This is a genomic window from Elusimicrobium sp. An273, from assembly GCF_002159705.1.
Classification (GTDB): domain Bacteria; phylum Elusimicrobiota; class Elusimicrobia; order Elusimicrobiales; family Elusimicrobiaceae; genus Avelusimicrobium; species Avelusimicrobium gallicola.
In genome coordinates, this window is the sequence record NZ_NFJD01000001.1 from 197,872 (window position 1) to 222,740 (window position 24,869).

Annotated in this window: 22 protein-coding genes; 12 read left to right on the forward strand and 10 right to left on the reverse strand. The window is 52.3% G+C overall.

Annotation, left to right across the window (positions count from 1 at the left end; translation table 11 throughout):
• Positions 1–13: 13 nt before the first annotated feature.
• The 6 genes from recA to B5F75_RS01020 all read left to right on the forward strand — a co-directional run bounded on the left by recA (position 14) and on the right by B5F75_RS01020 (position 7,309).
• Positions 14–1,075, forward strand: a complete 1,062-nt coding sequence (gene recA, locus B5F75_RS00995) for a recombinase RecA (RefSeq protein WP_087286579.1) — start codon at positions 14–16, stop codon at positions 1,073–1,075.
• Between the two features lie 287 nt (positions 1,076–1,362).
• A complete protein-coding gene (xerA, locus tag B5F75_RS01000; protein ID WP_087286583.1) occupies positions 1,363–2,250 on the forward strand; it encodes a site-specific tyrosine recombinase/integron integrase in 888 nt (295 codons plus the stop codon).
• A gap of 85 nt (positions 2,251–2,335) precedes the next feature.
• Entirely contained in the window at positions 2,336–4,849 is a 2,514-nt protein-coding gene (gene leuS, locus B5F75_RS01005; RefSeq protein ID WP_087286585.1) for a leucine--tRNA ligase, read from the forward strand.
• 35 nt (positions 4,850–4,884) lie between these two features.
• Positions 4,885–5,466 carry an LPS assembly lipoprotein LptE gene (locus B5F75_RS01010; RefSeq protein ID WP_087286588.1) on the forward strand — a complete coding sequence of 194 codons (582 nt, stop codon included), beginning with the start codon at positions 4,885–4,887 and terminating at the stop codon, positions 5,464–5,466.
• Positions 5,467–5,469: 3 nt separating this feature from the next.
• Complete coding sequence (holA, locus tag B5F75_RS01015) at positions 5,470–6,480, forward strand: DNA polymerase III subunit delta (protein WP_087286591.1); 1,011 nt, start codon at positions 5,470–5,472, stop codon at positions 6,478–6,480.
• 178 nt (positions 6,481–6,658) lie between these two features.
• A complete protein-coding gene (locus B5F75_RS01020) occupies positions 6,659–7,309 on the forward strand; it encodes a DedA family protein (protein WP_087286594.1) in 651 nt (216 codons plus the stop codon).
• Here B5F75_RS01020 and B5F75_RS01025 read toward each other — a convergent pair.
• Both B5F75_RS01025 and B5F75_RS01030 read right to left on the reverse strand, forming a co-directional pair.
• Entirely contained in the window at positions 7,242–8,939 is a 1,698-nt protein-coding gene (locus B5F75_RS01025; protein ID WP_087286597.1) for a glycoside hydrolase family 3 protein, read from the reverse strand. The two genes, B5F75_RS01020 and B5F75_RS01025, sit on opposite strands and share 68 nt — an antisense overlap.
• Positions 8,936–10,015 carry a metallophosphoesterase gene (locus tag B5F75_RS01030; protein ID WP_087286600.1) on the reverse strand — a complete coding sequence of 360 codons (1,080 nt, stop codon included), beginning with the start codon at positions 10,013–10,015 and terminating at the stop codon, positions 8,936–8,938. The genes B5F75_RS01025 and B5F75_RS01030 overlap by 4 nt, the downstream gene beginning before the upstream one ends.
• A gap of 122 nt (positions 10,016–10,137) precedes the next feature.
• Here B5F75_RS01030 and gltX point away from each other — a divergent pair, with 122 nt between their 5' ends.
• The 3 genes from gltX to B5F75_RS01045 are packed head-to-tail and all read left to right on the forward strand — an operon-like array spanning position 10,138 to position 14,521.
• Positions 10,138–11,601 (forward strand): glutamate--tRNA ligase, encoded by a 1,464-nt coding sequence (gene gltX, locus B5F75_RS01035; RefSeq protein ID WP_087286603.1) that lies wholly within the window; start codon positions 10,138–10,140, stop codon positions 11,599–11,601.
• A 28-nt stretch (positions 11,602–11,629) separates the two neighbouring features.
• Positions 11,630–13,426 carry a hypothetical protein gene (locus B5F75_RS01040; RefSeq protein ID WP_087286606.1) on the forward strand — a complete coding sequence of 599 codons (1,797 nt, stop codon included), beginning with the start codon at positions 11,630–11,632 and terminating at the stop codon, positions 13,424–13,426.
• 15 nt (positions 13,427–13,441) lie between these two features.
• On the forward strand, positions 13,442–14,521 hold the full coding sequence (locus tag B5F75_RS01045; protein WP_087286609.1) for a type IV pilus twitching motility protein PilT: 1,080 nt from the start codon (positions 13,442–13,444) through the stop codon (positions 14,519–14,521).
• 65 nt (positions 14,522–14,586) lie between these two features.
• Here the strand turns inward: B5F75_RS01045 and B5F75_RS01050 are convergent, their stop codons facing one another.
• Positions 14,587–15,957 (reverse strand): GIY-YIG nuclease family protein, encoded by a 1,371-nt coding sequence (locus tag B5F75_RS01050; RefSeq protein WP_087286612.1) that lies wholly within the window; start codon positions 15,955–15,957, stop codon positions 14,587–14,589.
• Between the two features lie 115 nt (positions 15,958–16,072).
• Between B5F75_RS01050 and rpsT the strand changes: the two genes are divergently transcribed.
• Positions 16,073–16,351: a 30S ribosomal protein S20 gene (gene rpsT, locus B5F75_RS01055; RefSeq protein WP_087286615.1), complete on the forward strand. Its 279-nt coding sequence runs from the start codon at positions 16,073–16,075 to the stop codon at positions 16,349–16,351.
• Positions 16,352–16,464: 113 nt separating this feature from the next.
• On the opposite strand, the gene B5F75_RS01060 is transcribed toward rpsT, so the two are convergent.
• Positions 16,465–17,781: an MFS transporter gene (locus B5F75_RS01060; RefSeq protein ID WP_087286618.1), complete on the reverse strand. Its 1,317-nt coding sequence runs from the start codon at positions 17,779–17,781 to the stop codon at positions 16,465–16,467.
• Positions 17,782–17,946: 165 nt separating this feature from the next.
• Between B5F75_RS01060 and B5F75_RS01065 the strand changes: the two genes are divergently transcribed.
• Positions 17,947–18,441, forward strand: coding sequence for a YajQ family cyclic di-GMP-binding protein (locus B5F75_RS01065; RefSeq protein WP_087286621.1), 495 nt, complete (start codon positions 17,947–17,949; stop codon positions 18,439–18,441).
• A 2-nt stretch (positions 18,442–18,443) separates the two neighbouring features.
• Positions 18,444–19,703 carry a tetratricopeptide repeat protein gene (locus B5F75_RS01070; protein ID WP_087286624.1) on the forward strand — a complete coding sequence of 420 codons (1,260 nt, stop codon included), beginning with the start codon at positions 18,444–18,446 and terminating at the stop codon, positions 19,701–19,703.
• A 164-nt stretch (positions 19,704–19,867) separates the two neighbouring features.
• Here B5F75_RS01070 and B5F75_RS07440 read toward each other — a convergent pair whose 3' ends face one another.
• Genes B5F75_RS07440 through buk form a run of 6 tightly spaced genes read right to left on the reverse strand, consistent with a single transcriptional unit; the run spans position 19,868 to position 24,808 of the window.
• Positions 19,868–20,263, reverse strand: coding sequence for an SEC-C metal-binding domain-containing protein (locus B5F75_RS07440; protein WP_204201191.1), 396 nt, complete (start codon positions 20,261–20,263; stop codon positions 19,868–19,870).
• A 20-nt stretch (positions 20,264–20,283) separates the two neighbouring features.
• Positions 20,284–20,847, reverse strand: a complete 564-nt coding sequence (locus B5F75_RS01080; RefSeq protein WP_087286627.1) for an ATP/GTP-binding protein — start codon at positions 20,845–20,847, stop codon at positions 20,284–20,286.
• A 3-nt stretch (positions 20,848–20,850) separates the two neighbouring features.
• Positions 20,851–21,420 (reverse strand): ATP/GTP-binding protein, encoded by a 570-nt coding sequence (locus B5F75_RS01085; RefSeq protein WP_087286630.1) that lies wholly within the window; start codon positions 21,418–21,420, stop codon positions 20,851–20,853.
• Entirely contained in the window at positions 21,410–22,696 is a 1,287-nt protein-coding gene (locus B5F75_RS01090; RefSeq protein WP_087286633.1) for a M23 family metallopeptidase, read from the reverse strand. Before B5F75_RS01090 ends, B5F75_RS01085 begins: the two co-directional genes overlap by 11 nt.
• A gap of 48 nt (positions 22,697–22,744) precedes the next feature.
• Positions 22,745–23,662 (reverse strand): phosphate acyltransferase, encoded by a 918-nt coding sequence (locus B5F75_RS01095; RefSeq protein WP_087286636.1) that lies wholly within the window; start codon positions 23,660–23,662, stop codon positions 22,745–22,747.
• A gap of 33 nt (positions 23,663–23,695) precedes the next feature.
• Positions 23,696–24,808, reverse strand: a complete 1,113-nt coding sequence (buk, locus tag B5F75_RS01100) for a butyrate kinase (protein WP_087286639.1) — start codon at positions 24,806–24,808, stop codon at positions 23,696–23,698.
• Between the last annotated feature and the right edge of the window lie 61 nt (positions 24,809–24,869).

Consider the following 24,869-nt stretch of genomic DNA (forward strand, 5'->3'; position numbering starts at 1 on the left):
GAGGAACTGTTGAATGGACGCAAACAAACAAAAAGCGCTTGATTTGGCGTTGGGCCAAATTGAAAAAGCGTTCGGCAAAGAAGCAATTTGCAGACTGGGCGGCGGAAGCGTGAAAAACGTGGAAGCCATCCCCACGGGGGCGCTGTCCTTGGATTTGGCGCTGGGCGTGGGCGGCTTGCCGCGCGGGCGCGTAATTGAAATTTACGGGCCGGAAGCCGGCGGCAAAACAACCCTTTCGCTGCATGTGGCGGCTCAAACGCAAAAAATGGGCGGCACGGTGGCCTTTATTGATGCGGAACACGCCTTGGATCCCGTCTACGCGGCCAACCTGGGCGTAAATGTGGACGAACTGCTGGTTTCCCAGCCGGACTCCGGCGAACAAGCCTTGGAAATTGCGGAGAAGCTCGTCCGCTCCGGCGCGATTGATTTGATTATTGTGGACTCGGTGGCCGCCTTGGTGCCGAAAGCCGAAATTGAAGGCGAAATGGGAGACGCCCACGTCGGCCTGCAGGCGCGCCTGATGAGCCAGGCCCTGCGCAAGCTGACCAGCATCCTCAACAAAACCAAAACCAGCATCATTTTCATCAACCAGCTGCGCCAAAAAATCGGCGTGATGTTTGGCAACCCCGAAACCACCCCCGGCGGCTTGGCGCTTAAGTTTTACGCTTCCGTCCGCATTGACGTGCGCCGCATTGAAAACCTCAAAAAAGGCGACGAAATCATCGGCACCCGCGTGCGCGCCAAAGTAACCAAAAACAAAGTGGCGCCGCCGTATCGCCAGGCCGAATTTACCATGATTTTGGGCCACGGTATTTCGCGCGAAGCGTGCATTATTGACAAAGGCGTGGAAGCCGGATTTATTGAAAAAAGCGGCAGCTGGTTTATCTATGGCGACGAGAAACTGGGCCAAGGGGCCGAAAACGCCCGCCAGTACTTAAAAGACAACCCGGAACTGGCCGCCGAAATTGAAGACAAGCTCTACGTCAAATACCTCGGCCACCACTACAACGGCAAAAAGGCCGACGCGGCGGAAACCAAACCTGCGGAAGACGCCAAGAAGCCCGTTAAAAAGTAAATCTTCTGCAAGCAAAACGCCTCCCCTGCGGGAGGCGTTTTTTATTCCTGCGCCGGCCATGCAAAAAGTGCGGCGGCTTATTTATGTGAAAACGCCCATTCCTTTTCCGTTACACGATTCCGCGCTGTTTACAGCGCCTTTCCAGAAAGCCTGTTTTTCGGCAAACCCGTTGCTTTATGATTTTCCCGAATGTCTGACACCTGCTGAAGCCCCGCTTTTTTTCGTTTTTTACCGAGGTTTGCGTCCTTCAGTTTCCGCACGCCTGTTTAAAAAACTTATAATAAAGTATGGAAAACTTTTTGCTGGAAGACTTTAGAAACCACCTTACCTTTGAACGCCAACTCTCCAAAAACACGGTAGCGTCCTACGGTTCTGACGTGGAAAGTTTTCTGGAGTACTGCCAAGCTAACGAAAAAGATCCCCTGCAAATCACGCCGGATTTTTTAGACCAATACACCTACCAGCTGCGCGAAGTAGAAAAACTGGCCCCTTCCAGCGTGTTTCGCAAGCTGGAAGCGGTGAAATGTTTTTACAAATTTTTGCTGATTGAAGAAAAAATAAAAGACGACCCCACCCGTTTTTTAAAATCTCCCAAGCTGGCGCAAAAAATCCCCACCCAGCTCACGCGCGAAGAAATGGATCGGCTGCTGTCTTATCCTGCCGAAACGCTGGCGGAAATTCGAACGGTAACGATTATAGAACTGCTCTACGCCGCCGGCCTGCGCGTAAGCGAACTGATTAATTTGCGGCTGGAAAACGTCAACACGCAGGAAGGGTGGGTTTTGGCGTTTGGCAAGGGCGGCAAACAGCGTTTTGTGCCCATTCATCCGCGTGCCTGCGAACGCATCAAACAATACCTGGCGGTGCGCGAAGCGCACTTTGCCGACAAAAACGTAGGCTCGGAAGTATTTTTAAACAAAAACGGCAAAAAAATCAGCCGCATATCCGTCTGGAAAGACTTGTCCGCCCTCGGCCGCAAAGCCAACATTTCCCAGCCTCTTCACCCGCACCTTTTCCGCCACACGTTTGCAAGCCATATGCTCCAAGGCGGGGCCGACCTAAGAAGCCTGCAGGAAATGCTGGGGCACGCCAATTTAACCACCACCCAAATCTACACGCACTTGGACGTGAGCGATTTAAAAGAAAAACACAAAAAATTCCACCCGCGCGGCTAAACCTAGCAACCGGCCGTTTGGCACTTGGTTTGCCCAATACACCGGGGCTGATTTTAAAACTAAAAATTGTTAAAATAAAAGTAGTATGAGTATTGATAACTTTCCGCAAATTGACAAGAAACAACAAGACCGCTGGGAAAAAGCCAACCTTTTCGCCAGCCCCAGAATGCCCAAAGGCAAAAAGTTTTACTGCTTGGATATGTTCCCATATCCGTCGGGCGCCGGCTTGCACGTCGGCCATCCGGAAGGGTATACCGCTTCGGACATTTTGGTACGCTATAAACTGATGAACGGCTACGACGTGCTGCACCCCATGGGGTGGGACGCCTTCGGCCTACCTGCGGAAAATTACGCCATTGCCACCGGGGTTCACCCGCGCATTACTACTCATAAAAACATCGCCAATTTTAAACGCCAAATCAAATCCATCGGCCTCGCCTACGACTGGAGCCGCGAAATCGACACCACCGACCCGAAGTATTATAAATGGACGCAGTGGATTTTTCTGCAGCTTTTCAAAAAAGGCCTCGCGTATGAATCCACCGTGCCGATCAACTGGTGCCCATCGTGCAAAACGGGGCTTGCCAACGAAGAAGTGTTTAACGGCAAGTGCGAACGCTGCGGCCACGAAATCGAACGCAAGGCCCTGCGCCAGTGGATTTTGCGCATTACCAACTACGCCGAAAAACTGCTGGAAGGGTTGGACAAGCTGGACTGGCCCGAAAGCACGCTGACCATGCAGCGCAACTGGATTGGCAAGTCCAACGGGGCGGAAGTCAAATTCAAGCTGGACGGGCACGACGATATTTTAACCGTATTTACCACCCGCCCGGACACGCTTTTCGGCGCCACGTATATGGTGGTTTCGCCGGAACACCCGATTTTGAAAAAAATTGTTACGCCCGAGCAAAAAGCCGCGGTGGAACATTACCAGGCCGAAGCCGCCAAAAAAAGCGACTTGGAACGCGGCGACTTAAATAAAGACAAAACCGGCGTATTTACCGGCGCCTACGCCATCAACCCGGTAAACGGCAAAAAAATCCCGGTGTGGACGTCCGACTATGTGCTGATGGGCTACGGCACCGGCGCGATTATGGCCGTGCCGGCGCACGACGAGAGGGACTACGCTTTTGCCAAAAAATTCGGGTTGGATATCATCGAAGTTATCAAAAGCGAACAAGGCGTGGAAAAAGAAGCCTTTACGGGAGACGGAGAACTCGTCAACTCCGGCTTTTTAAACGGCATGCACGTGCAAGAGTCCAAAGCCGCCATGATTGACTGGCTGACGCAGCGCGGCTTGGGCAACGCCAAAACCAGCTATAAACTGCGCGACTGGGTGTTTGCCCGCCAACGCTACTGGGGCGAACCGATCCCCATTGTGCACTGCCCCAAATGCGGCGTGGTGCCGCTGCCGGAAGACCAGCTGCCGCTGACGCTGCCGGAAGTAGAAAAATTTGAACCCTCGGGCACGGGCGAATCGCCGCTTTCCACGGTGGAAAGTTGGGTAAACACCACCTGCCCGCACTGCGGCGGCCCGGCCAAACGCGAAACCAACACCATGCCCCAATGGGCCGGCTCCTGCTGGTATTATCTGCGCTATATGGATCCGCACAACGACAAAGCGCTGGTAGACCCGGAAATTGAAAAAGCCTACGGCCCCGTGGACTGCTACATCGGCGGTGCGGAACACGCCGTGCTGCATTTATTGTACGCGCGCTTCTGGCACCATGTGCTGTTTGACTTGGGCGTCGTAAGCCACCCGGAACCGTTCCAAAAATTGCGCCACCAAGGCATGATTTTGGCGTTCTCGTACCGGGATAAAATGGGCGCCTACCACGGCTACGACGAAATTGATTTTAAAGACGGAAAAGCCTTCTTAAAAACCACCGGGGAGGAACTTTCCCCCATGGTGGAAAAAATGTCCAAATCCAAAAAGAACGTCATCAACCCCGATGAAATTCTTTCCCAGTACGGGGCGGATGCTTTCCGCATGTACGAAATGTTTATGGGCCCGTTTGAGGCCAGCAAACCTTGGGACATGAAAGGCATTGAAGGCATTTCCCGCTTTTTAAAGCGCACAGCCGCCTGGAGCGAAAGCGTAAAGCTTTTTGAAGGGCCGGATCCGAAAAAGAGCGAAATCCTGAAGAACAAAACCATCGCCAAAGTAAGCGAAGATATTGAAAATTTCCGTTTCAATACCGCCATTTCGGCACTGATGGTGTTGTTTAACGATATCAGCAAACTGCCGCAAGTAAGCCAAGACACGTTCCAAACGTTCTTAAAACTCTTACACCCGTTTGCCCCGCACTTAACCGAAGAAATCTGGCAGCAAAAAGGCTACGAAGGATTTGTGGTTAAATCCGCCTGGCCGAAGGTCAACCCGGATCTGCTGCAGGACGATTCCGTAGAAATCGGCGTGCAGGTAAACGGCAAAGTGCGCGACCGAATTTCCGTGCCGGCAAACGCTTCGCGCGAAGAAATGGAAAAGCTGGCCCGCGCCAGCGCCAAAGTACAGCGCAGCTTGGAAGGATTGGAAATTAAAAAAGTAATTGTCGTCCCCGGCCGCATGGTCAGCTTTGTGGCCGCCCCCCAAAAATAAAAAGCCCGCCCAAAGGCCGGCAAAAGGGAGTCTGTATGAAAAAATTCTTGTCTGTTTTATGTGCGGCCGCCGCGCTTGCGGCGTGCGCCAGCGAAGGGGCCGTGTACAAACCGCAGGCCCAAATTATGCCGCAGCACATCAAAAAAATCGCGGTGCGCCAAATCCTCAACAAGACGGAAGTCTTCGCCTTGGAAGACAAGTTCTATAACGAGCTTTACGACGAATTTTTGCGCGACGGTTCCTATCAAATCGTCTCCGAAAACAACGGCGCCGAAGGCGTGGTGGTAACCACCATTTCCCGCTATTTAAATGTGCCCATCCAGTACGACAGCCAACTCATTCCCACCGTGTACCGCATGGACATTTGGCTGGATGTGGTGTTTATGGACAAAACCACCAACGCGCCCGTCTGGCGCGAGCCGGCGTTTTTGGGCACGCAAATTTATGCGGCTTCCACCCTGCCCGGCGGCATGACCGAGGTACAGGCGCGGGACGTGGTGTTTGAAAAACTCTCCAAAGACATCGTCAAACGCACGGTGGAAGGGTTTGGCTCGGTGATGAGCGAAAACAAAAAGAAAGTGATGAACAACCCGGAATATACCACCATTACCCAATAACATATGTCCAAAATCTCCGCGGAAAAATTAAACACCGAACTTGCCAAAAATACCGTTTCCCCCGTCTATTTGCTGACGGGGGAAGACGTCTATCGCAAGAATTTGGCCATTCAAAAAATCCGCGAAGTGCTCCACCCGGACGATTTCAATTCCTACCAAAGCGAGGCCGACAAGGCAGACCTGGGTGAAGTATTGGCCCTGGCCAACACGGCGCCCGTATTTTCGGAAAACCGCCTGGTGGTGCTGACCGGCATTGAAAAACTGCGCAAAGACCCCAAAGAAGCGCTGATCCGCTACTTGGATAATCCGCTGCCCACCACCACCTTGGTGCTGACGCACAACGACGCCAAAAAAATGAAAACGGAAAAGGTACTGGCGGAAGTTTGCTCGGACGCGGGACGCGTCGTAAGCTTTGACGAGCTGAAAAAGGATGAACTCAACGCTTGGGTGCGCCAAAAAATGCAGGAAAAAGGACTGCAGCCCGATTTTGATTCGGTGGATTTATTGTGCGAAAGCATCGGCGGCGAATTAAACGCGCTGGAAAACGAAATTGAAAAACTCTCCCTCTACACCGCCGACCGGGCCGACAAACACATCACCAAGCCCGACGTACTGGCCTGCATCGGATTTAGCAAAGAAGAAAACCCGTTTGAACTGTCCAACGCCATTACCGCCTGCAACAAAAACCGGGCGGTGCAGTTGGTGGACAAATTGGTGGACGACGGGGAAGAGCCCGTATCTATTTTAAGCAAGATGACTTTCCCCATTTTAAAAATGGCGCGCATCAAACGCTTGAGCCAAGCCGGTATGGCGCCGGCCGAAATTTTACGCGCGGCAGGGCTGATGTATTGGGAAAGCCGCCTGGTCAACCAAGCCCGGCTGTTCCCTTCGCAAAGCCATTTTTTAAGTGCGTTAAACCGCATTATAGAGGCCGATGCGGCGTTTAAATCCTCCACCTCATCCGACCCCAAAATTTTGCTAAAAGGCATTCTCTTGACGCTGTTTAGCAAATAGTATTCCAATTTCTTCCCAAATAAAAAGAGCTCTTCAACAGAAGAGCTCTTTTATTTACCCCCCGATACGTGAAATTTATATGTTTTACTTACCGGTAAGTAAATAATAACATAATCGCTGCCAAAATGCAATTTTTTCTTTCCGGAAGACGCTCCCCGCTATTTAGTACAATTTAAATATGGAATTATTATCGCAAGTTCTTGATATTTTTTTGCACCTGGATGTGCATCTCAACGCCTGGGCGGCCTGGATGGGCGTCTGGTTATACGTAGTGATTTTTGCAGTGGTTTTCTGCGAAACGGGCTTGGTGGTTACGCCTTTTTTGCCGGGAGATTCGCTGTTGTTTGCCTGCGGCGCACTGGCCGCCGCCGAAGGAAGCAGCATCAACCTGTATTGGCTGATTCCCGTTATTTTTGCAGCCGCCGTGCTGGGAGATTTTTGCAATTATGAAATCGGCAAATGGCTGGGGCCAAAGGTATTTACCAAAGAAGACAGTATCTTTTTAAATAAAGACCACCTCAACAAAGCCCACGCTTTCTACGAAAAATACGGCGGCAAAACCATCATTTTGGCGCGCTTTATACCCATTATCCGCACGTTTGCGCCGTTTGTGGCGGGCATTGGGAAAATGACGTACTTTCACTTTGCCTCTTACAATCTAATCGGCGCCGCACTGTGGGTGCTGGCTTTTACGCTGGGCGGCTATTTCTTTGCCGATTTGCCCGTGGTGCAAAACCATTTCCACTATGTCGTGGTGGCTATTATCGTGATTTCGTTGCTGCCTGCGGTGTACGAGTTTTGGAACGCACATCGGCAGCCGAAGAAGTAGTTTCGGGCGGCAGCTGCAAATCCACCGGCAGTACGCCCTGCGGGGCCAAGTTGCCCAAGATGATATTCGCCGCTGTTTGCAAAGCGTATTTATTTAACCCATAGGTAGCCAGAATAACGTCCGCCTCCGGGTAATTTTTGATATCGTACGGGCTCATGGTGGAGATAAACACCACATTTTTATTTTCCTCAATCAGCCCGTGAATGGCGTTTTTTTGGTTGATGTTGGTTTTATCGGCCCATTGCAGGCTGGTTAAAATCAGCAAATCCGCCCCTTTGGCGCAGGCGGCGGCGCGCTGGCTGTCTTTTTTGCGCGGGGTAAGCGCCGCGTTGTAACTGCGCACGTTCCACCCTTTCTCCAAAAACGGTTTGGAAAAACCCATCAGCTGGTCTGCAAAGCGCGAAGGCGCAAAAAACACCGCGCACACGGTGGGCTTTTTCCCCTCCGGCACCGTAAAAGGAATCATTCCGTTTCGGTCTCGCACCAAAGTAACGGACTCGTCGCTTATTTTCTCAAGTTCCGCTTTGTACGCCTGCTCAATGGGGGCGGGGATTTCGGCCGTTCCGTCCAAAAGGCCCAATTCTTCTTTTAGGGCAAACATCCGCCGGGCGGCATCTTCCACCCGCGGCTGCATGTTTTTTTGCCGGGTTTCCGTTAAAATTTGTTTAAACACCGTCAGCGGTTTAATGTAGCGGCCCAGCAAAATCATATCGGCCCCGCTGTCCAGCGCGCGCACCGCGCAGCCGGCAATGGTACAGAAAGAAGTGGCGCTTTTCATATCCAAACTGTCGGTAACCACAAAGCCTTTAAATCCCAGTTTTTCGCGCAGCAGGTCGTGCAGAATCGGCTTGGAAAAGGTGGCGATGTTTTTGCTGTCCAGCGCCGGGTACAAAATATGCCCCGTCATCACGCCGGGCACGCCTTGGCGCACGGCCTCGGCAAACGGCGCCAGGTGGATTTTTTGCAGTTCTTCGTAACCGGCTTTTACCACCGGCACTTTGTAGTGGGAATCGGCCGACGTATCCCCATGACCGGGAAAATGCTTGACGACGCTGATAATCCCCGCCGCTTTAAATCCGTTCATCAGCGAGATGCCCATTTTGGTAACGTTCTGCGGGTCTGAGCCAAAAGAACGCACGCCGATAATCGGGTTATTGGGGTTACTGTTAACGTCCAGCACGGGCGAAAAATTGATGTGAATGCCGGCCCGGCGCAGCTCCAGCCCGGCCAAATAAGCAATGGCGGCGGCGCCTTCTTCATCCTGCGAGGCCGAAAGCATCATGTTGGTAGGCAGGTAGTCAAACCCCAGCGTAATGGGTGTGTAGACGGTGCCCCCCTCGTAGTCAATGGCGATTAACAGCGGGATTTGATGCGGGCTTTTGGCGGCCCAGCTTTGCAATTTTTCAATCAGCTCCTGGGTTTGCTTCAGGGAATAGTTGCCCCATTGAATCAGCACCCCGCCCACTTTGCCCTGCTCTATGGCCGGGCGCACCAGCGAAGCGCTGTCTATATCCACAAACACCACCAGCGTCTGCCCCAGTTTTTCTTCGTAGGACAAATCCTCAAACCGCGTAGCCGCCGCCAGCGGCAGCGCCGCACACAAGAGCAGAACGCTTAGCCAATGCTTCATGCGTTTACCTCAATAATCGGGATTTCCGCCGGCGCCAAAAACCGCAGCGGAATACCCCAGTAAAACAGACCGGACGTAATGTAAAATTTCATTTGCCCTACGGCAAACAGCCCATACACCCGCGGAAACTGCAGCCGCACCAAAAAATTGAACGGAAAAATCTGCCCATTATGCGTATGCCCGCTGACCATCAGATCGGCACCCTGTCGGGCGGCCTCTTCGGCGTAAAGCGGCGTATGGCTTAAATAGAGAAGCGTACGGGCCGGATCGGCCTGGCGGAGCAGCTGTTCCACATCCCGCGCGCGGACATGTGCCGTGCGCACGTCTTTCACCCCGGCCACTTGCACGCCGTTAGGCAGTTGGGCCAGTTCGTTTTCCAGCAGTTTTATTCCCGCTTCTTTATAAAATTCCTTGGACGCGTCATACCCCACATAATACTCGTGATTTCCAAACACGCCGTACGCCCCCAGCGGCGTTTGTACCTGCGCCAGTCGTTTGGCATACGCCAAGCGGTTGGGCCCGTATTCAAAAATATCCCCCAACACCAGCAGCGCGTCGGGCTTTTGTTCTTCCACGCGTTTTAGCGCCTTGTCCAACCGGTTTAGCGAAACGCCCATTCCCAAATGCGCGTCCGACAACAGCGCCAACTTCATTTTAGGCGCCCCGGGAAGGGTAACCGAAATGTGCTTTACGCGCGGCGAAGCAACTCCCCCGTAAACAGCCAGCGCCGCGGTAACCGCCATCAGCCCTACGCTAAGCGGCCCCAGCCACGCCCGCGCCTGCACATGAAAAAAGAACAACCCCCACTGGACAAACGCGCATACCGCACAAATGCAAAAAGCCAAAAACGCAAGCCCCGCCCACGCATAGGCAAAATAATACGCCCAGCTTTCCCATACGCCCCAATGCGTGCGGGTGTAGGACATAAATACCTGAAACAAAACCGTCATCAGCAGCGGCACTGCCGCCACAGGCACTTTCCAGCCTATTTGCGGGAAAGCAAAATACAGCCACGCCCCTACCGTTACCTGCATCAGCCACAGCACGATAGACGCCACTACAAAAAACGCACTCACGTACAACGCTCCTTCTTCAAAAAGTTATCAAAACTTACTTTTATATATTTTAAAAAATTTCCCATAATAAGTATAATATATTTATAACGTATACTATATAACAACAGAGGACACCATACCTTATGACCGTAAGAGTTAGATTTGCCCCGTCTCCGACTGGATTTTTACACATCGGAGGGGTTCGTACTGCGCTTTTTAACTACCTTTTTGCCAAAAAAAATAAAGGCACGTTTTTACTCCGCATTGAAGATACCGACGAAGAACGCTCCACCCAAGCTTCCACCGATGCCATTTTTGAAGGCATGCAATGGATGAATTTAAACTGGGACGAAGGCCCCATGCCAGACGGCACCAACAAAGGGCCCGACGCCCCCTATTACCAGGCACAGCGCGCCGATATGGGCATTTATAAAAAATACATTGACCAGCTCCTTGCCGAAGGCAAAGCCTACAAATGCTACTGCACCGAAGAAGAACTGGAAGAAAACCGCCAAAAATGCCTGGCCGAACACCGCCCGCCCAAGTACAGCGGCAAATGCAGCCACTTAACGGAAGAACAGCAAAAAGAGCTGGAAGCCCAAGGCCGCAAATACGTCATCCGTTTCCGCATGCCGCAGGAAGGCGACGTGGAATGGGACGATATGATCCGCGGGCACGTAAAATTTGCCAGCAAAGATTTGTATGACCTGGTCATCCAAAAAACCAGCGGCTACCCCACCTATAACTTTGCCGTCGTGGTGGACGACCATTTGATGCGCATGACGCACGTCATCCGCGGCGATGACCACATTTCCAATACGCCGGCCCAAATCCAGATTTACCGCGCCCTCGGCTGGAAAGAACCCATTTTTGCCCACCTGTCCATGATTCACGGGCCGGACGGCAAAAAACTTTCCAAGCGCCACGGCGCCACGAATGTGGTGGAATTTCGCAATATGGGCTACCTGCCCGAAGCGCTTAAAAACTATTTGGCGCTTTTGGGGTGGGCCACGCCCGATTCCCAGCAGTTGTTTGCCCCGGGCGAACTGGAAGAAAAATTTGACATCTCCGGCTGCCAGCCCAGCCCGGCCGTAATGGATCCGGAAAAGCTGAACTGGATGAACGGGGAATACATTCGCGCCACGCCCCTTTCCCGCCTGACGGATCTGGCCCTGCCGTTTATTGAAAAAGCCGGCATCAACGTTTCGGGCGTAGACCGCGCCCGGCTGGAAGGAATCATCGGGCTGGAACAGGAAAAATACAAATTGTTGACCGAAATTCCCGATTTGATCCGCTTCTTCTTTGAAGACCCGGTATTTGAACAGGAAGCGATTGACAAAGTTTTCTCCAAACCCGAAGCCAAAAAAGTGCTGGAAGGGATGATTCAAGTATACGGGAATTTAACCGACTTCACGGAAACCAACCTGGAAACCGCCGCCCGCGCTTACGCCAAAGAAAACGGCATGAAAGCGGGGCAGATTTTCCACCCGGTGCGCGTGGCCGTTTCCGGCCGCACCCACGGGCCCACGTTGTTTAAAATGTTGGAATATATGGGGAAGGACACCGTACTCGCGCGGCTTAAAAACGCGCTGCAGTATTGCAAATAACTCCGCCCGATAGGGGCAAGGAGCCGCCATGAAGTACTGGTTTTTTGACGGAAATGACGTCGTCGGCCCGTTTGAGCCCAAAGAGCTTGCGGCCCGGCGCGGTTTTGCGGCGACCAGCTTGGTCTGTCCCGAAAATTTCAGTGAAGACCAAGACAGCTGGAAAATGGCGGTTTCCTTTCCAGATTTCCATTTTGATCCTTCGGAAGTAATTTCCATTCCTGCGCCGGAACCGGCGCAGGAAACGGATTCTTTTGACCAGGAAATGGACACCTTGCTAAAAGAACGTTCCCCGCTGGGCGATTTGGAAGAAACGCCTTCGGTGGAATCACCTTCCTTGGAAATTCCTAAAAAACCGGCCAAACCCGGCCCGATTGAAGACTATTTCAATAACATCAAAGGCGAAGATTTGGGCAACATTCTGGGCATTCCCGATCCGAATGAAAATTCGGATATGAACTTGGCGCGCGCCCTGCAAACCCAATTTGAAAAAACAAATCCGCCTACGGATAAGGAAGTCCAGCCGATAGAAGACGACCCTTTTGACGAGTTTACTCCCAAAGAGGAACCCGAAGAACTGCCCGAGGAAACGGCGCCTGTTTCCGCCCCGGCTAACGAAAAAGCGGCCGCCGCGGAACCGCTCAAAAAGGCGGAGCCTGCTCCCGCCGCGGAACCGACACCGGCCTCTATCCCCATGTCCAAAACGGCCGAGGAAGATTTGGTTTTAACCGTTCACGGGCAACCGCCTGCGTCTAAGGAACAACCGCTGCAGCAAACGCCTGCAAAACAAGAAACCTCGACGGCCAAACCGGAACAGGAAACGCTGCAAACGACCTCCCAACTGCCGGTGCTGGGCCAGCCGGAAACACAGCTGCCGCCTTTACCCGAGCAAAAAATTTCCTCTTTTGCTTCTTCTCCCCAGTTTAACCAGACGCCCGAACCGGCCCCTGCGCCGGACGCCGAGCAAAAAACGATTTCCGAAGTGAAATCTCCCCAAAAGGAGGCTCCCGCAAAAGAAGACGCACAACCGGAAGAATTGGTGCCGGCTTCCAAACAACCGGAACCGGTGGACGTTGCCCCTTTGCAAGCAGAAGTTCCTGCCGACACTCCGCCTGCCGAAGATCCCAAGGAAGCGACCGTGCGGCATATTTTGGAAGGGAAATTGGACGTAACGCCCACGCCGGAAGTGCTGGAGCCGATTAAAAACGTTACGGTGGAACCGCAGGTAAACCATGTGCGTCCGCGCCTGAAACAAACGCCGGAAATTCAAGAATTTTTAAACCAAACCCGCAACGAACGTATCGAACGGGAACGGAAAAACAAAAAAGCCATGGCGGCTCTTTCGGTGCTTATTGCGTTGTTGGCGGTAGGTGCGGCGGCTTATATCAATAAAACCGTTATGGGGGCTTCGGATCCGACGCCCCAGGCTGCGGCTCCGCAAGCACAGTCGGTTCAGCCGCAGGAGAAAAGCCCGGCCGATTCCAGCGAACTGCTGCCGGATATTCCCGTCCCACCTCCGCCGCAAACCATCACGGAGCCTTCGCAAGAAAACAAGGCCCTTTCGCTGGTGCAAAATTACCGCCTGCCCGGAAACAAGGGGACGATTGCCGCTTATCTTAATCAGCTTTATCGGCCGCAGCTTACGCAAGGGTATACCGCCAGCTGGTCTGTGGAGCCTTTGCACAAGAGCACATATATTGTAAAATACAGGCTAACCAAAACCCGCATGGAACCGGTTGTCTATATCTTCCAGGCGGACGTGGAGGCCGGCAAACTGACCGGTGCTTTGAACAACATCACACTGGACTTGGTAGGAAAAATTCAATAACAAAGAGGGTTACTTATGATTTTAATGGACGATCTGTTCAAGTTGATGAAAGCCAAAAACGCTTCCGATATTCACCTGACGGTCGGCGTGCCGCCGGTCTTGCGTATCCAGGGCCGCTTGTATGCCACCCAGTTTGAGCCGCTTACCAAAGAAACGGCGCAAACCCTCATCTACTCCATTATGACCGACGAACAGCGCCAACAATTTGAAGAAGATTTGGAATTGGACTTTTCGTTCGGGTTAAAATCTTTGGGCCGTCTTCGTGTTAATATTTATAAACAAAAAGGCTGCGTGGCCGCGGCCCTGCGCTCCATTCCGAACGATTTCAAATCGTTTGAGGAATTAAACCTGCCGCCCGTGGTATACAACATTATGAAGCTCAACAAAGGGCTGGTGTTGGTAACGGGGTGCACGGGGTCTGGTAAATCTACGTCTTTAGCCAGCATGATCAACTACCTGAATATGAACGAAAGCAACCATATTATGACGGTAGAAGACCCCATCGAATTCGTCCACCCGCACAAACGCAGTATCGTCAACCAGCGCGAAGTGGGCGCGGACACCCATTCCTTTGCCGCGGCGCTCAAGCACTTTCTGCGCCAAGACCCGGATATCATTCTGGTCGGCGAGTTGCGCGACCGGGAAACCATGGAAGCCTGCCTGACGCTGGCCGAAACGGGGCACTTGGTGTTTGCCACCTTGCACACCAACGACGCGGTGCAGTCCATCAACCGTATTATTGACGTCTTCCCCGCCGAACAACAGCCGCAGATCCGCACGCAGCTTTCTTTCGTGCTGGAAGCAATTTTGTCCCAGCAGTTAATTCCCACCTTAACCGGCGGGCGCGCCATGGCGTGCGAAGTGTTGTTGGCCAACTCCGCCGTGCGCAGCTTAATCCGCGACGGCAAGGCCGAGCAGATTATCTCTACCATGCAAACCAGCGTGGGCATGGGGATGATTACCATGAACCAAGCCTTGGGCGATTTGTATATTCAAAAGAAAATCAGCTATCAAGAAGCGCTCTCGCACACCAGCGATCCTTCCGGCTTGAAGACTTATCTCCAGCAAAAACTGGGAACGTCCAGCTTTAAATAAAAGCGTTCTGCGCAAAAAACGCCTTGGAAAAATTCCAAGGCGTTTTTTTATGGCGTAAAATCGGCTTACAAATCCCGGCCGGCGGGATCTTTGCCGTCTATCAGGCCTTCCTGACTTTGGTGGCCGGTCAGCTCGGCCTTGCCGCGCAGTTTGCGGTGGTAGGTAATGGCAAAGCGGTGCACCTCATCGCGGATTTCCATCAGCAGGTTAAGCGCCGGATCGCCAATGGGCAGCTTAATGCTTTCCGCCGCGCCGGGCAGATAAATGCCTTCGTGCGTTTCGGCCAACGCAATAAACGGAATATAGAGGCCCGCGCGGTCAAACGCGTTCATGGCGGCTGAAATTTGGCTTTTGCCGCCGTCTAGCAAAATTAAATCCGGCGTTTGGGACGGATCGCGCTTTAATTGGCGCAGACGGCGGTAGACGCTTTCTTCCATCATGGCAAAATCACTGCCGCCCCGTTCGGGCAGTTTGGAGCGGATTTTAAAGCGGCGGTAATGTTCGTGGTTCTTTTCGCCGTTGATATAGCACACCATACAGCCCACGGCTTCCCGTCCAAAAAGGTGCGAGTTATCAAACGCCTCTATATGCGCCGGCAGTTTATGCATGCCAATTACCTGAGCCAAGCGTTTTAGTTTGTCGGTATTTTCCATGGCTGTCGTAATCTGATCGTCCTTAAACCGCCCCACGATAACCCGCTCCTGCATGTGGGCCAGCGCCTGCAAAAAATTGCGGTACACAGCGGCTTGCTCGTACTCTAGCTTTTGGGCGTGTTGGTGCATCAGCGAGGTAATGGTTTCGGTAATGTTGCCAAAGTGCCCGTCTAAAAATTCGGCCATGCGTTGGGCGATGGCGCGGTAATCCTCGTAAGAAATTTTTCCGGCGCAGGGGGCCGGGCATTGGCCGGTGTGGTAATAAATGCAGGTGTTGATTTTGCGCTCGTCCAACGGCTTCTGGCGCGAAAAATTCCATTTACACGGCCGAAGCGGCGCGTATTTGCTTTTCCACAAAAAGCGCATCAGACTTTTGACGATGCTGGACTTGGGGTAAGGCCCGAAATACAAATCTTTCCCGCGCACCACGCGGCGCGTGAGCTGCAGGCGGGGGTAGTCCTCCCCCATCGTCAGCTTTAAATACGGGTAGCTTTTGCCGTCTTTCCCCAGCGAGTTGAAAAACGGCTGGTACTGCTTAATCAGCTTTTCTTCCAGCACCAAAGCGTCGCGTTCGCTGGCGGTGGTTACATAGTCTATCTTGGCGATCAGCGGCAGCAGGCAGGGCAGCTTCCAGCCGCGGGAATAGAGGTTGGATTCCTGAAAGTACTGTTTTACCCGGTCGGACAGGTTTTTGGCTTTTCCGACGTAAATAATCGTGCCCTCTTTGGAGCGCATGATGTAAACGCCGGGTTTATTTGGTAAAATATCTAAACGGGGATCCATATTTTTATTTTAACATTTCCCGCGCCGGCAGGGCGGATTGTTAAAAAGAAGTTGACCCGGAAAAAATAAAAGGATAAAATATAAATAACCGATTTTTGTATAGAGGAATTATTAAATGGCAAAATTAAAAACTGGTAGACACACTAGCGCCATCAAAGCGCAGCGCCAAGCTGAAAAAAGAACTTCCGCAAACAAAGGACTGACCAAAAAAGTCCGCTTGGCCACCAAAGCCGTAGTAGCCGCCGCCAAGACGAAAGCCGCTACGCTTAAAGAAGACTTGAAAAAAGCAGAATCTTGCATCGACAAGGCCGCCAAAAAGAGCGTGATGCACTGGAAAACGGCCGCCCGCAAGAAATCCCGCTTGGCCAAAGCCGCTAACAAAGCTGCTAAATAAGCCGGAATCCTTTTAAAAACCGCCCTTAACAAGGGCGGTTTTTTTATGCTTTTTAAGCACACAACAAAAAAGGCGTTTCCAAACGGAAACGCCTTTTTAAAATAAACGGTCAATTATGCTTCCGGCACGTGTTTGTATTTAAACACAAAGGCAAACAGAATTGCCACGACAAGCGAGAACCCCGCAAACACAAACCAGGATTCGCTCCAGCCGTTCATAATCGCCTTAGACACATCCGCCGGATACACCGACCCCGCCGGCAAAAAGCCGTTGGCCGCCGTATAGGCGTTGATGTGCACGTTTACCAATTTGTTAATTACCCACTGCGCGCCCAGCGTGCCGATCATGGCGCCAAAGCCGTTGGTCATCAGCATAAATACGCCCTGTGCGCTGGAGCGGATGGCCGGGTCGGTTTCCTTGTCCACATACAAGGAGCCGGACACGTTAAAGAAGTCAAACGCTACCCCGTACACAATCATGGAAAGCACCAACAGCACAATGCCGGAGGCCGTGGACGGATTGCCGATGCCGAAGAATCCGAAGCGTAGCACCCAGGCAAACATACTGATTAACATCACTTTCTTGATGCCGAAGCGTTTTAAGAAGAACGGAATCAGCAAAATACAAAGCGTTTCGGACATTTGGGAAAGCGAAATTAACGCGTTGGCGTTATTGGCGCCCCAAGAGCCGGCAAACCCTTCCAAGGAGTTAAACCCGTTGATAAAGGGGTTGGCATAGGCGTTGGTTACCTGCAAAGACATCCCAAGCAGCATGGAGAAAATAAAGAAAATCGCCATTTTCTTTTCTTTAAACAACGCAAACGCCTTGAGGCCCAGCGCTTCGGCCAAGGTTTTGGCTTTGGTTTCGCAGGTAGGGCAGTTGGGCAGCGTAAAGCAGTACAGCCCCAGCACCAAGCCTAAAATACCGGAGAAATACCATTGCATATAGGTGTTCTGGAAGCCGGTAAAGTTGGACGTCAGCATCGCGCAAATGAAACCCACCGTACCGAACACGCGGATGGGCGGGAAAGACGTGACCGTATTAAAATTGTGCTGGCGCAGCACGGTATAGGCCACCGAGTTGGAAAGGGCAATGGTAGGCATATAGAAAGCCACGCTGAACAAATACATGCCAAATACCGCCGCAAAGCTGACTTGCGGCAGCGAGCCGAAATAGGCCGCCGCGGCCATACCGGCCGCCGCCAAGAAATGGCAAATGCCCAATAATTTTTGGGCAGGAACCCAGCGGTCTGCCACGATGCCGATGATTGCCGGCATAAAAAGCGACACAAAACCTTGTGCCGCATAGAACCAACCAATCTTCTCCGCCAAGCCCGCTCCGGCCAGGAACGTACCCATAGACGTCAAATACGCCCCCCAGACGGCAAACTGGAGAAAATTCATTACGGTCAAACGAATTTTAATGTTCATAAGCAAAATACCGCCGGAAAGCCCGGCGCCACGTTACACGTCAACCTCCGTAGAATAGGCGGGAAAAACGTCAAACAGCGGTTGCCTCGCCGATAAAATCATTGTACAAAAAAAGATATAATATAGGAAATAAATCGGCTCCCGCCGATGACGGAGGTATACCAAATGGCAGATTACAGCTTTGATATCGTTTCCAAAGTGGATTTGAACGTAATTTCGGAGGCCGTCTCCGCCGCGAATAAAGAAATTACCAACCGCTACGATTTTAAAGGAACCAATTCCAGCATTGAACTGAACCAAAAAGACAACGAGCTCAAACTCGCTTCCAGCGATGAATACAAGGTAAACACCCTGCGCGACATTATTTTTACCCGCATCGCCAAGCGCGGCATTCCGCTTAAAAACATGCTCCCGCAAAAAATTGAAGCCGCTCTTGGCGGAAACGCCAAACAGACGGTCAAAATTCAGCAGGGCATCCCGGCCGACAAAGCCAAGGAAATTTCCAAAGCCATCAAGGACGCCAAACTGAAAGTTTCGGCTTCCATCCAGGGTGATCAGCTACGGGTATCGTCCAAATCCAAAGACGAACTGCAAAACACCATGGCCCTCTTAAGAGGCAAAGATTTTGGAGTGGAACTCCAGTTTACCAACTACAGATAACTATGAATAAACTGTTTATTACCGCTGTGGCGGTTCTTTTTGCCGCCCCCTGCGTCTGCGCGGCAGACGCCGCCGCTTCGCTTGAGTTTTATAAGAAGCAGGCACTTACCCTTTCCGCCGAGCCTACCCGCGAGGAACGTGCTTTTTCCAAAACGCTGGCAGATAACCTCGGCACGTGGATTAAACAAAATCCTACCCAGCCCGCAGTAGCCGACGCCCTGCTGTTGCAGGCCCGCCTGTACCTGCGCGCCGAAGAAGACGACCGCGCCTTGGTAACGCTGTTTACCCTGCGCCAGCAGTTTCCGCAGGTGGATATGGCGCTTCTCACGCCGCTGATGGCCGATGCCGTGCTGGCCGTAAACCCCAAAGAGCGCGACAGCGCCACCGCGTTGTTTATGGCGGTTCCGGACGTAAAAACGACCACCCCGGCCCAGCGCCAAGCCCAGGCGTTGTATGCGCTTTCCAAACTGTCGGGCCGCTCCCTCTACGAGCCGGCCGCCCAAGCCTTTGAAGCGTTTTTTGTGGCCAACCCCAACTACGAAGCTACCGATATGGTAGAACTGTGGTACGGCGACCTGCACCGCGTAAACGGGAACTATTTGGCGGCCATTTCGCAGTACAAAAAAGCCGGTGAACTGTACCCCAAAACGCCCTACCGGGCGGCCAGCCTGCGCTTAATTGGCGATATCTACGCCGATAACTTAAAAGACACCGCCAACGCCATGGCTACTTATACCCAAGTCCTGCGCGAATTTCCGGGTTCGTCCGAAACGGGCATTGTGTACAAACACATGGCCATTTTGGACGAAAACAACAAACAATACGACAGCGCCCTGATTAATTACGACAAAGCCATCGAGCTCCTGGGCACTACCCCGGCCGCCTACGAGGCGTATCAGGGAAAGGCCGACGTGTATACCAAAACCAAAAATTACACCGAGGCTTATAACACCCTGCACCAAACGGCAGCCGTTTTCCAACAGGATGAAGAAAAATCCACCGCGGCCTTGTTAAAAGCGGCGGATTTGGCCCGCAAAAAAATGCGCGATGACAACAAATATATCCAATCTATGGAAAAAGCGCTCTTGGCCCATCCGAAAGGCCCCAACGCGCCCCAACTGATGTACGATTTAGGCCGGGCGTATGAACAGCAAAGCCGCAATGCCCAAGCGGTGGAAATTTACAAGAAACTCATCATCAACCACCCGACGGACAAGCTGGCCACCCGGGCCCAAGGGCGTCTTTCCCGGCTGGAAAAATAACTTTTAGGGCCAAACAAAAAACCCGCGTGTTTACACGCGGGTTTTTTAATGCAACGGCCTGAATTTATTCCCAAAAATAAAAAATCCGTTTTTGCGGTTTCAAAATTTCAAAGAAAAGGCGGGCAAGTAAATTTGCCCGCCTGATTTAATTTGTAGCAAACGCCCTATTTGCCTGCGCCGCAGCATTTTTTGTATTTCTTGCCGCTGCCGCACGGGCACGGATCGTTGCGCCCGATTTTGGGCCCTTCGTGCACCACGGTTTCCACCTTGGTCACCGTGCCGCCGCCGGCTTCGGCCCGCAGTTCGGCTTCGTGGGCTTTCATCCATTTTTTCATTTGGCGGATGCTCTTAAAGTCCACGCCGTCTTTTTCCATGCGTTTGGCAATATCGATAAAACGTTTTTTGATGGCCGGATCTTTGAGTTTGCCTTTAATCATATCCGGCAGGGAGTCAATCTCCCGCTCCAAACGTTCTTCTATTGATTCCTTTTTGGAAGGCTCCGCCGCAGCCTGCTGCGGGGCGGCTTCCCCTTCCTGTTTTTTCTTAAACGGATTCCACATACGTAATTACTGCTCCTTTATTATTCGGAAATAAGTTTTTCTACGAAATTTTTGATAATTTCCGCTTTTTCAAAATAATGTTTTTCCCGCGGGACGACCAGGCGGTTGGGGTGTTTTTCCCAAATTTTTAAAATTTTGTCGTCAATTTCAAACGCCTGCTGCAAGCTTTCGGTGCGGACGTTGGTGGCCTGATAAAAATCTTTTTCCGGCGGCGGCGAAAGGTGAATGACCGCATCGTAGCGGGCCAGTTCGGCCTCCAGGGAGCTGTGCATGGAGGTGAAGAAATTCTCCGGGCCGTACGGCCAGTAAACGGCGCCGTCGATAGACCCGCGGTCGCACACCATTACTTTGGCGTTGGAAGTAACTTCCGCCAAGTGCTCCAGCTGGTGCACCGTATAGAAAATGATGTTTTGCGCGTGTTCAATATGAACGGGGCTGTTGTCCTTGCGGGGGAAACCGCCGCTGTAAATCAGCGTGGCCGCTTCCTGCACAAGCGCGATTTTGTTGCCAAACGTTTCTTTCAAAATGGAAAGAGCCGTGGTTTTGCCGCCGCTGGGGCCGCCGGTTAAAACGATTTTTTTCATAAGTTATCCTTTGATGATTTTTTCTACAAAATTTTTGATGACTTCCGCTTTTTCAAAAAAGTGTTCCGTCCCGCCCACGACCAAACGGTTGGGGTGTTTTTCCCAAATTTTAAGGATTTTTCTGTCAATCTCAAACGCCTGCTGCAGGCTTTCGGTGCGCACGTGCGTGGATTGATAAAAAGCCGGGTTGGAAGGCGGCGACAAATGCAGCACCGCATCGTAGCGGGCCAGTTCGGCCTCCAGCGTGGTGCCCATGCGGGCAAAAAAGTCTTCCACCCCGCCGGGCCAATAGACGGCGGCGTCCACCGTGCCGCGGTCGCACACGATTAAAGGCGCGTCGGAAGATTCTTCGGCCAAGCTTTCCATTTCCCGCGTTGCGTAGAAAATAATCTGCTGGGCGGCTTCAATATGGGGGCGGCTGTTGTCCTGCCGCGGAAACCCGCCGCTGAAAATCATCGTGGCGGCTTCGCGCACCAATTCTACTTTGGGGCCGAACGTTTCCTTTAAAATAGAAAGGGCCGTGGTTTTGCCGCTGTTGGGGCCTCCGGTAAGCGCAATCTTTTTATGCTTCATCCTGTTCCTCCGACGCGGACGGCTTTTTAAAAGCCTCTTTTTTTGCCGCGTCCAATTCCTTTAAGTATAACACTTTTAGCTCTTCAAATTCTTTCCGCTTGTTTTTGGGTACGTCCCGCACGGCGGAGTTGCGGTTTTTCATCTTTAAGAAATCCACAAATTTGTTTTTCTCTTTGATGCGGAAATCCAAATGCGGCCCCGTGGAAAGCCCCGTACTGCCCACATAGCCCACCGTTTGGCCTTGCTTGACTTTGGCGCCGGACTTGATGCCTTTGCCGTAGCCTTTTAAGTGACCGTACATGGTGGTATAGCCGTTGGCGTGGCGGATTTCCACAAAGTTGCCGTATCCCCCGTTGCGCCCGGCAAAGCGCACGGTACCGTCCGCCACCGCCTGCACGGGCGTACCCGCCGGGGCGGCATAGTCAATCCCCAAGTGGGGGCGGCGCACCTTCAGAATGGGGTGCATCCGTCCGTACGAGAAGCGGGACGAAATGCGGTAATTGCGGAAGCTGATGGGCGATTTTAAGAACATTTTGCGGCTCATTTTGCCGGTTTCGTCGTAAAAATCTCCCTCAAAATAGAAGGCGTTGGTCGTGGTGCCGCGTTCAATTTCTTTGTAAGAGGCCGCCAGCAAGTCCTGCCCGGTGATCTCGCCCGAAGCGGTGTAGTGTTCTTCCCACAAGGCGGAGTATTCGTCGCCGTTGCGGGTATCGGTGTTAAAGTCTATCGTCCAGGAAAAAGCGTCCGTAAAATCTAAAATAAGCGGCACTTCAAGCCCTTTGGAAAGCATGGAATTAAACAAAGAGCCTTCCACCTTCCCCGCGGCCGTTTTCACGCGGGTTTTAATTTCCACATCGCTCACGCCGGCAACTAACGCGCCTTCTACGTTGGCCACATAATAGCGCTTAAATCCTTGCGTCAGCAACAGCAAAATAAAATTTCCGTCCGAATCCACCGACACGGAATATACATTCTGTTTCTGCAGTTTGCGCGTATCCACCACGGAAGAAAGCTTGCTTACAATTTGCGCCACCAGCTGATTGTCCAGCCCCGCTTCCTGCAGGGCCACATAAATCGGTTTTTCTTTGACGGTATATTCCGCCACCGGGATTTCCCGCTCGTGCAGGTTTTCGCGTTCCTGGGCGTTTTTGGCACGGGAAATTTCCACCGCCGCAAAAGTAGATACGGCTATCACGCACAGGGTAAGTACGTAAAAAAGGATATCGTGGTAGCGCCGGTAATGACGCTGCAATAAAGCTAAAATCTTTTTTCTCATAGACACAGGCAAGGGCGGCCGCTGAGGGCCGCCCTTTGCATGAAGCAATTATTTTTGATCTTTCAGATACGAGCAAAGCGCAATGGCGTTGAGCTTGACCTTCGGATCGTCGGCGCGGGAAGGCAGAATGACCGGGATTTTCGGCCCCACCAATACGGCCGCGGCTTCCATCTGGTCGCCAAAGAACGTAAGCGCTTTGTAAAGCGGGTTGGCCGCGTCCAGATCCGGCAGCATCAAAATGTCGGCGTCGCCGGCCACGGTTTTGCCCGTAATGCCTTTTTCGGCCGCTTTCTCGGCAGACAACGAAATGTACAAATCATACGGCCCTTCCACCGTGCAGCCGGTAATTTTGCCTTCTGCATTCAGCTGCGCCAAGGCCGCGGCTTCCACCGTAGACGGGATTTTTTCGTTTACTTTTTCCACCGGGCACACGCAGGCCACTTTGGGGTGTTCCAACCCCAGCTTGTGCATGGTGTTGACGGCGTTTTGAATGATTTTTACTTTTTGTTCCAAGGTCGGTGCAATCACGACGGCGGAATCCGTTACGGCAAACGGTTTTTTGTATTTGGGCGTGCTAAACAACACAAAGTGCGACAACAGCGCCCCTTCCGGCACCAGGTGGGCTTCCTTGTTCAGGATGGCTTTCATATAATACTTCGTATCCACCAGCCCTTTAATCAAGAAATCGCCTTTCCCGGCCAAAATTTGGTCTACCGCCAGTTTGCACATGGTGGGGACGTCTTCGCAGTCAATAAACTCAAACTTGCTTTCGTCCAGCCCCACTTTGGCCACCGTTTCTTTTACGGCCGCCAGCGGCCCGATTAAAATACCATGGGAAATAAGACCGTTCTCATCGGCCATTTTAATGGCTTGCAGGGCTTCTTTGTTATTGGCCCCCGGAACGACGACTCTGTTTGATTTTCCTTTTACTTGGTTAATCAAATCAGCAAAGCTTTTGAATTTCATACGTTTTGTTTCTCCTTCAAGTAATAATACAGATCAGCTATACTGTTTTACAATTTTCGGATTGTCCAGCGCCCGGCGGGCCGCGTCGCGAAGGGCGTCTTTTTCCTCACTGCCGGGGAACACGTACATCGGGGCAATCCAGCCCACATAACGGCTGATTTCCTGCGGAATAATTTTGCTGTGCATCAGCCCGCCCGTAAGCGCGATAAAATCCACTTTCCCTTCCAGCACCACGGCCATGGAACCGATGTATTTGGAAATTTGGTAAATCATGGCGTCTTCGGCCAGTTTGGCCTCTTCGCGGGTGCAGTGAATCAGCGAGCCGGGGCGTTTTTCCCCGGTGCGGATAAATTCTTCCAAATCTTTTACGTCCGACGTGCCGGTATACGCCACCAGCCCGCCTTTGCCGCGCAGTTTCAGGCGGATGTCGCGCAGGGTGTATTTGCCGGAAAAGCACATCTGCACCAGCCCCGCGTTGGGCGTGCCGCCGCTTCGCTGGGGGGTCATCGGGCCGTCGCCTTCGTAGCCGTTGTTGACGTCCACCACCTTCCCCTGCCGGTGTGCGCCCACGGTAATCCCGCCGCCGCCGTGGCAGACGATGCAGTTTACTTTTTCGTAATGGGTACCCATTTTTTCGGCAATTAAGCGCGCCACCCGTTTTTGACTGAGGGCGTGAAAAATGGAAATGCGGGGATTTTCGGGCATGCCCGAATAGCGGGCGACGGGCTGGAGTTCATCAATGACCACCGGGTTTGCAATAAAGCTGGGACAGCCGGCGTATTGGGCGATTTCTTTGGCTAAAATCCCCCCTAAATTGCTGGGGTGGATGCCGCCGTAGCGGCCCGTTTCCAAATCGCTTACCATTTGATCGTTGACGGCGTACACGCCGCCTTCCATGGCGCGGATAAAACCGCCGCGGCCGATGACGGCGTCAATCTCTTTAAGCGGCACTTTATGATCCAGCAAATAATCCAAGATCAGTTTGCGCCGCAAGGGCAATTGTTCGGTAACGTTTTTGCCTTCGTAGGGTTCCAAATCGGTCAGCGAGTAGCGTACGGTAACTTCAAAAACGGGTTTATCCCCTCTGTAATAGCCGATATCATCCGAGGTGGATCCCGGATTGATGACTAGGATATTATAAGCCATAGCGCTCCCCCTTTTGCATATACCTATATTCTAACAAAATATCCGGCTTTTGACCGTTAAA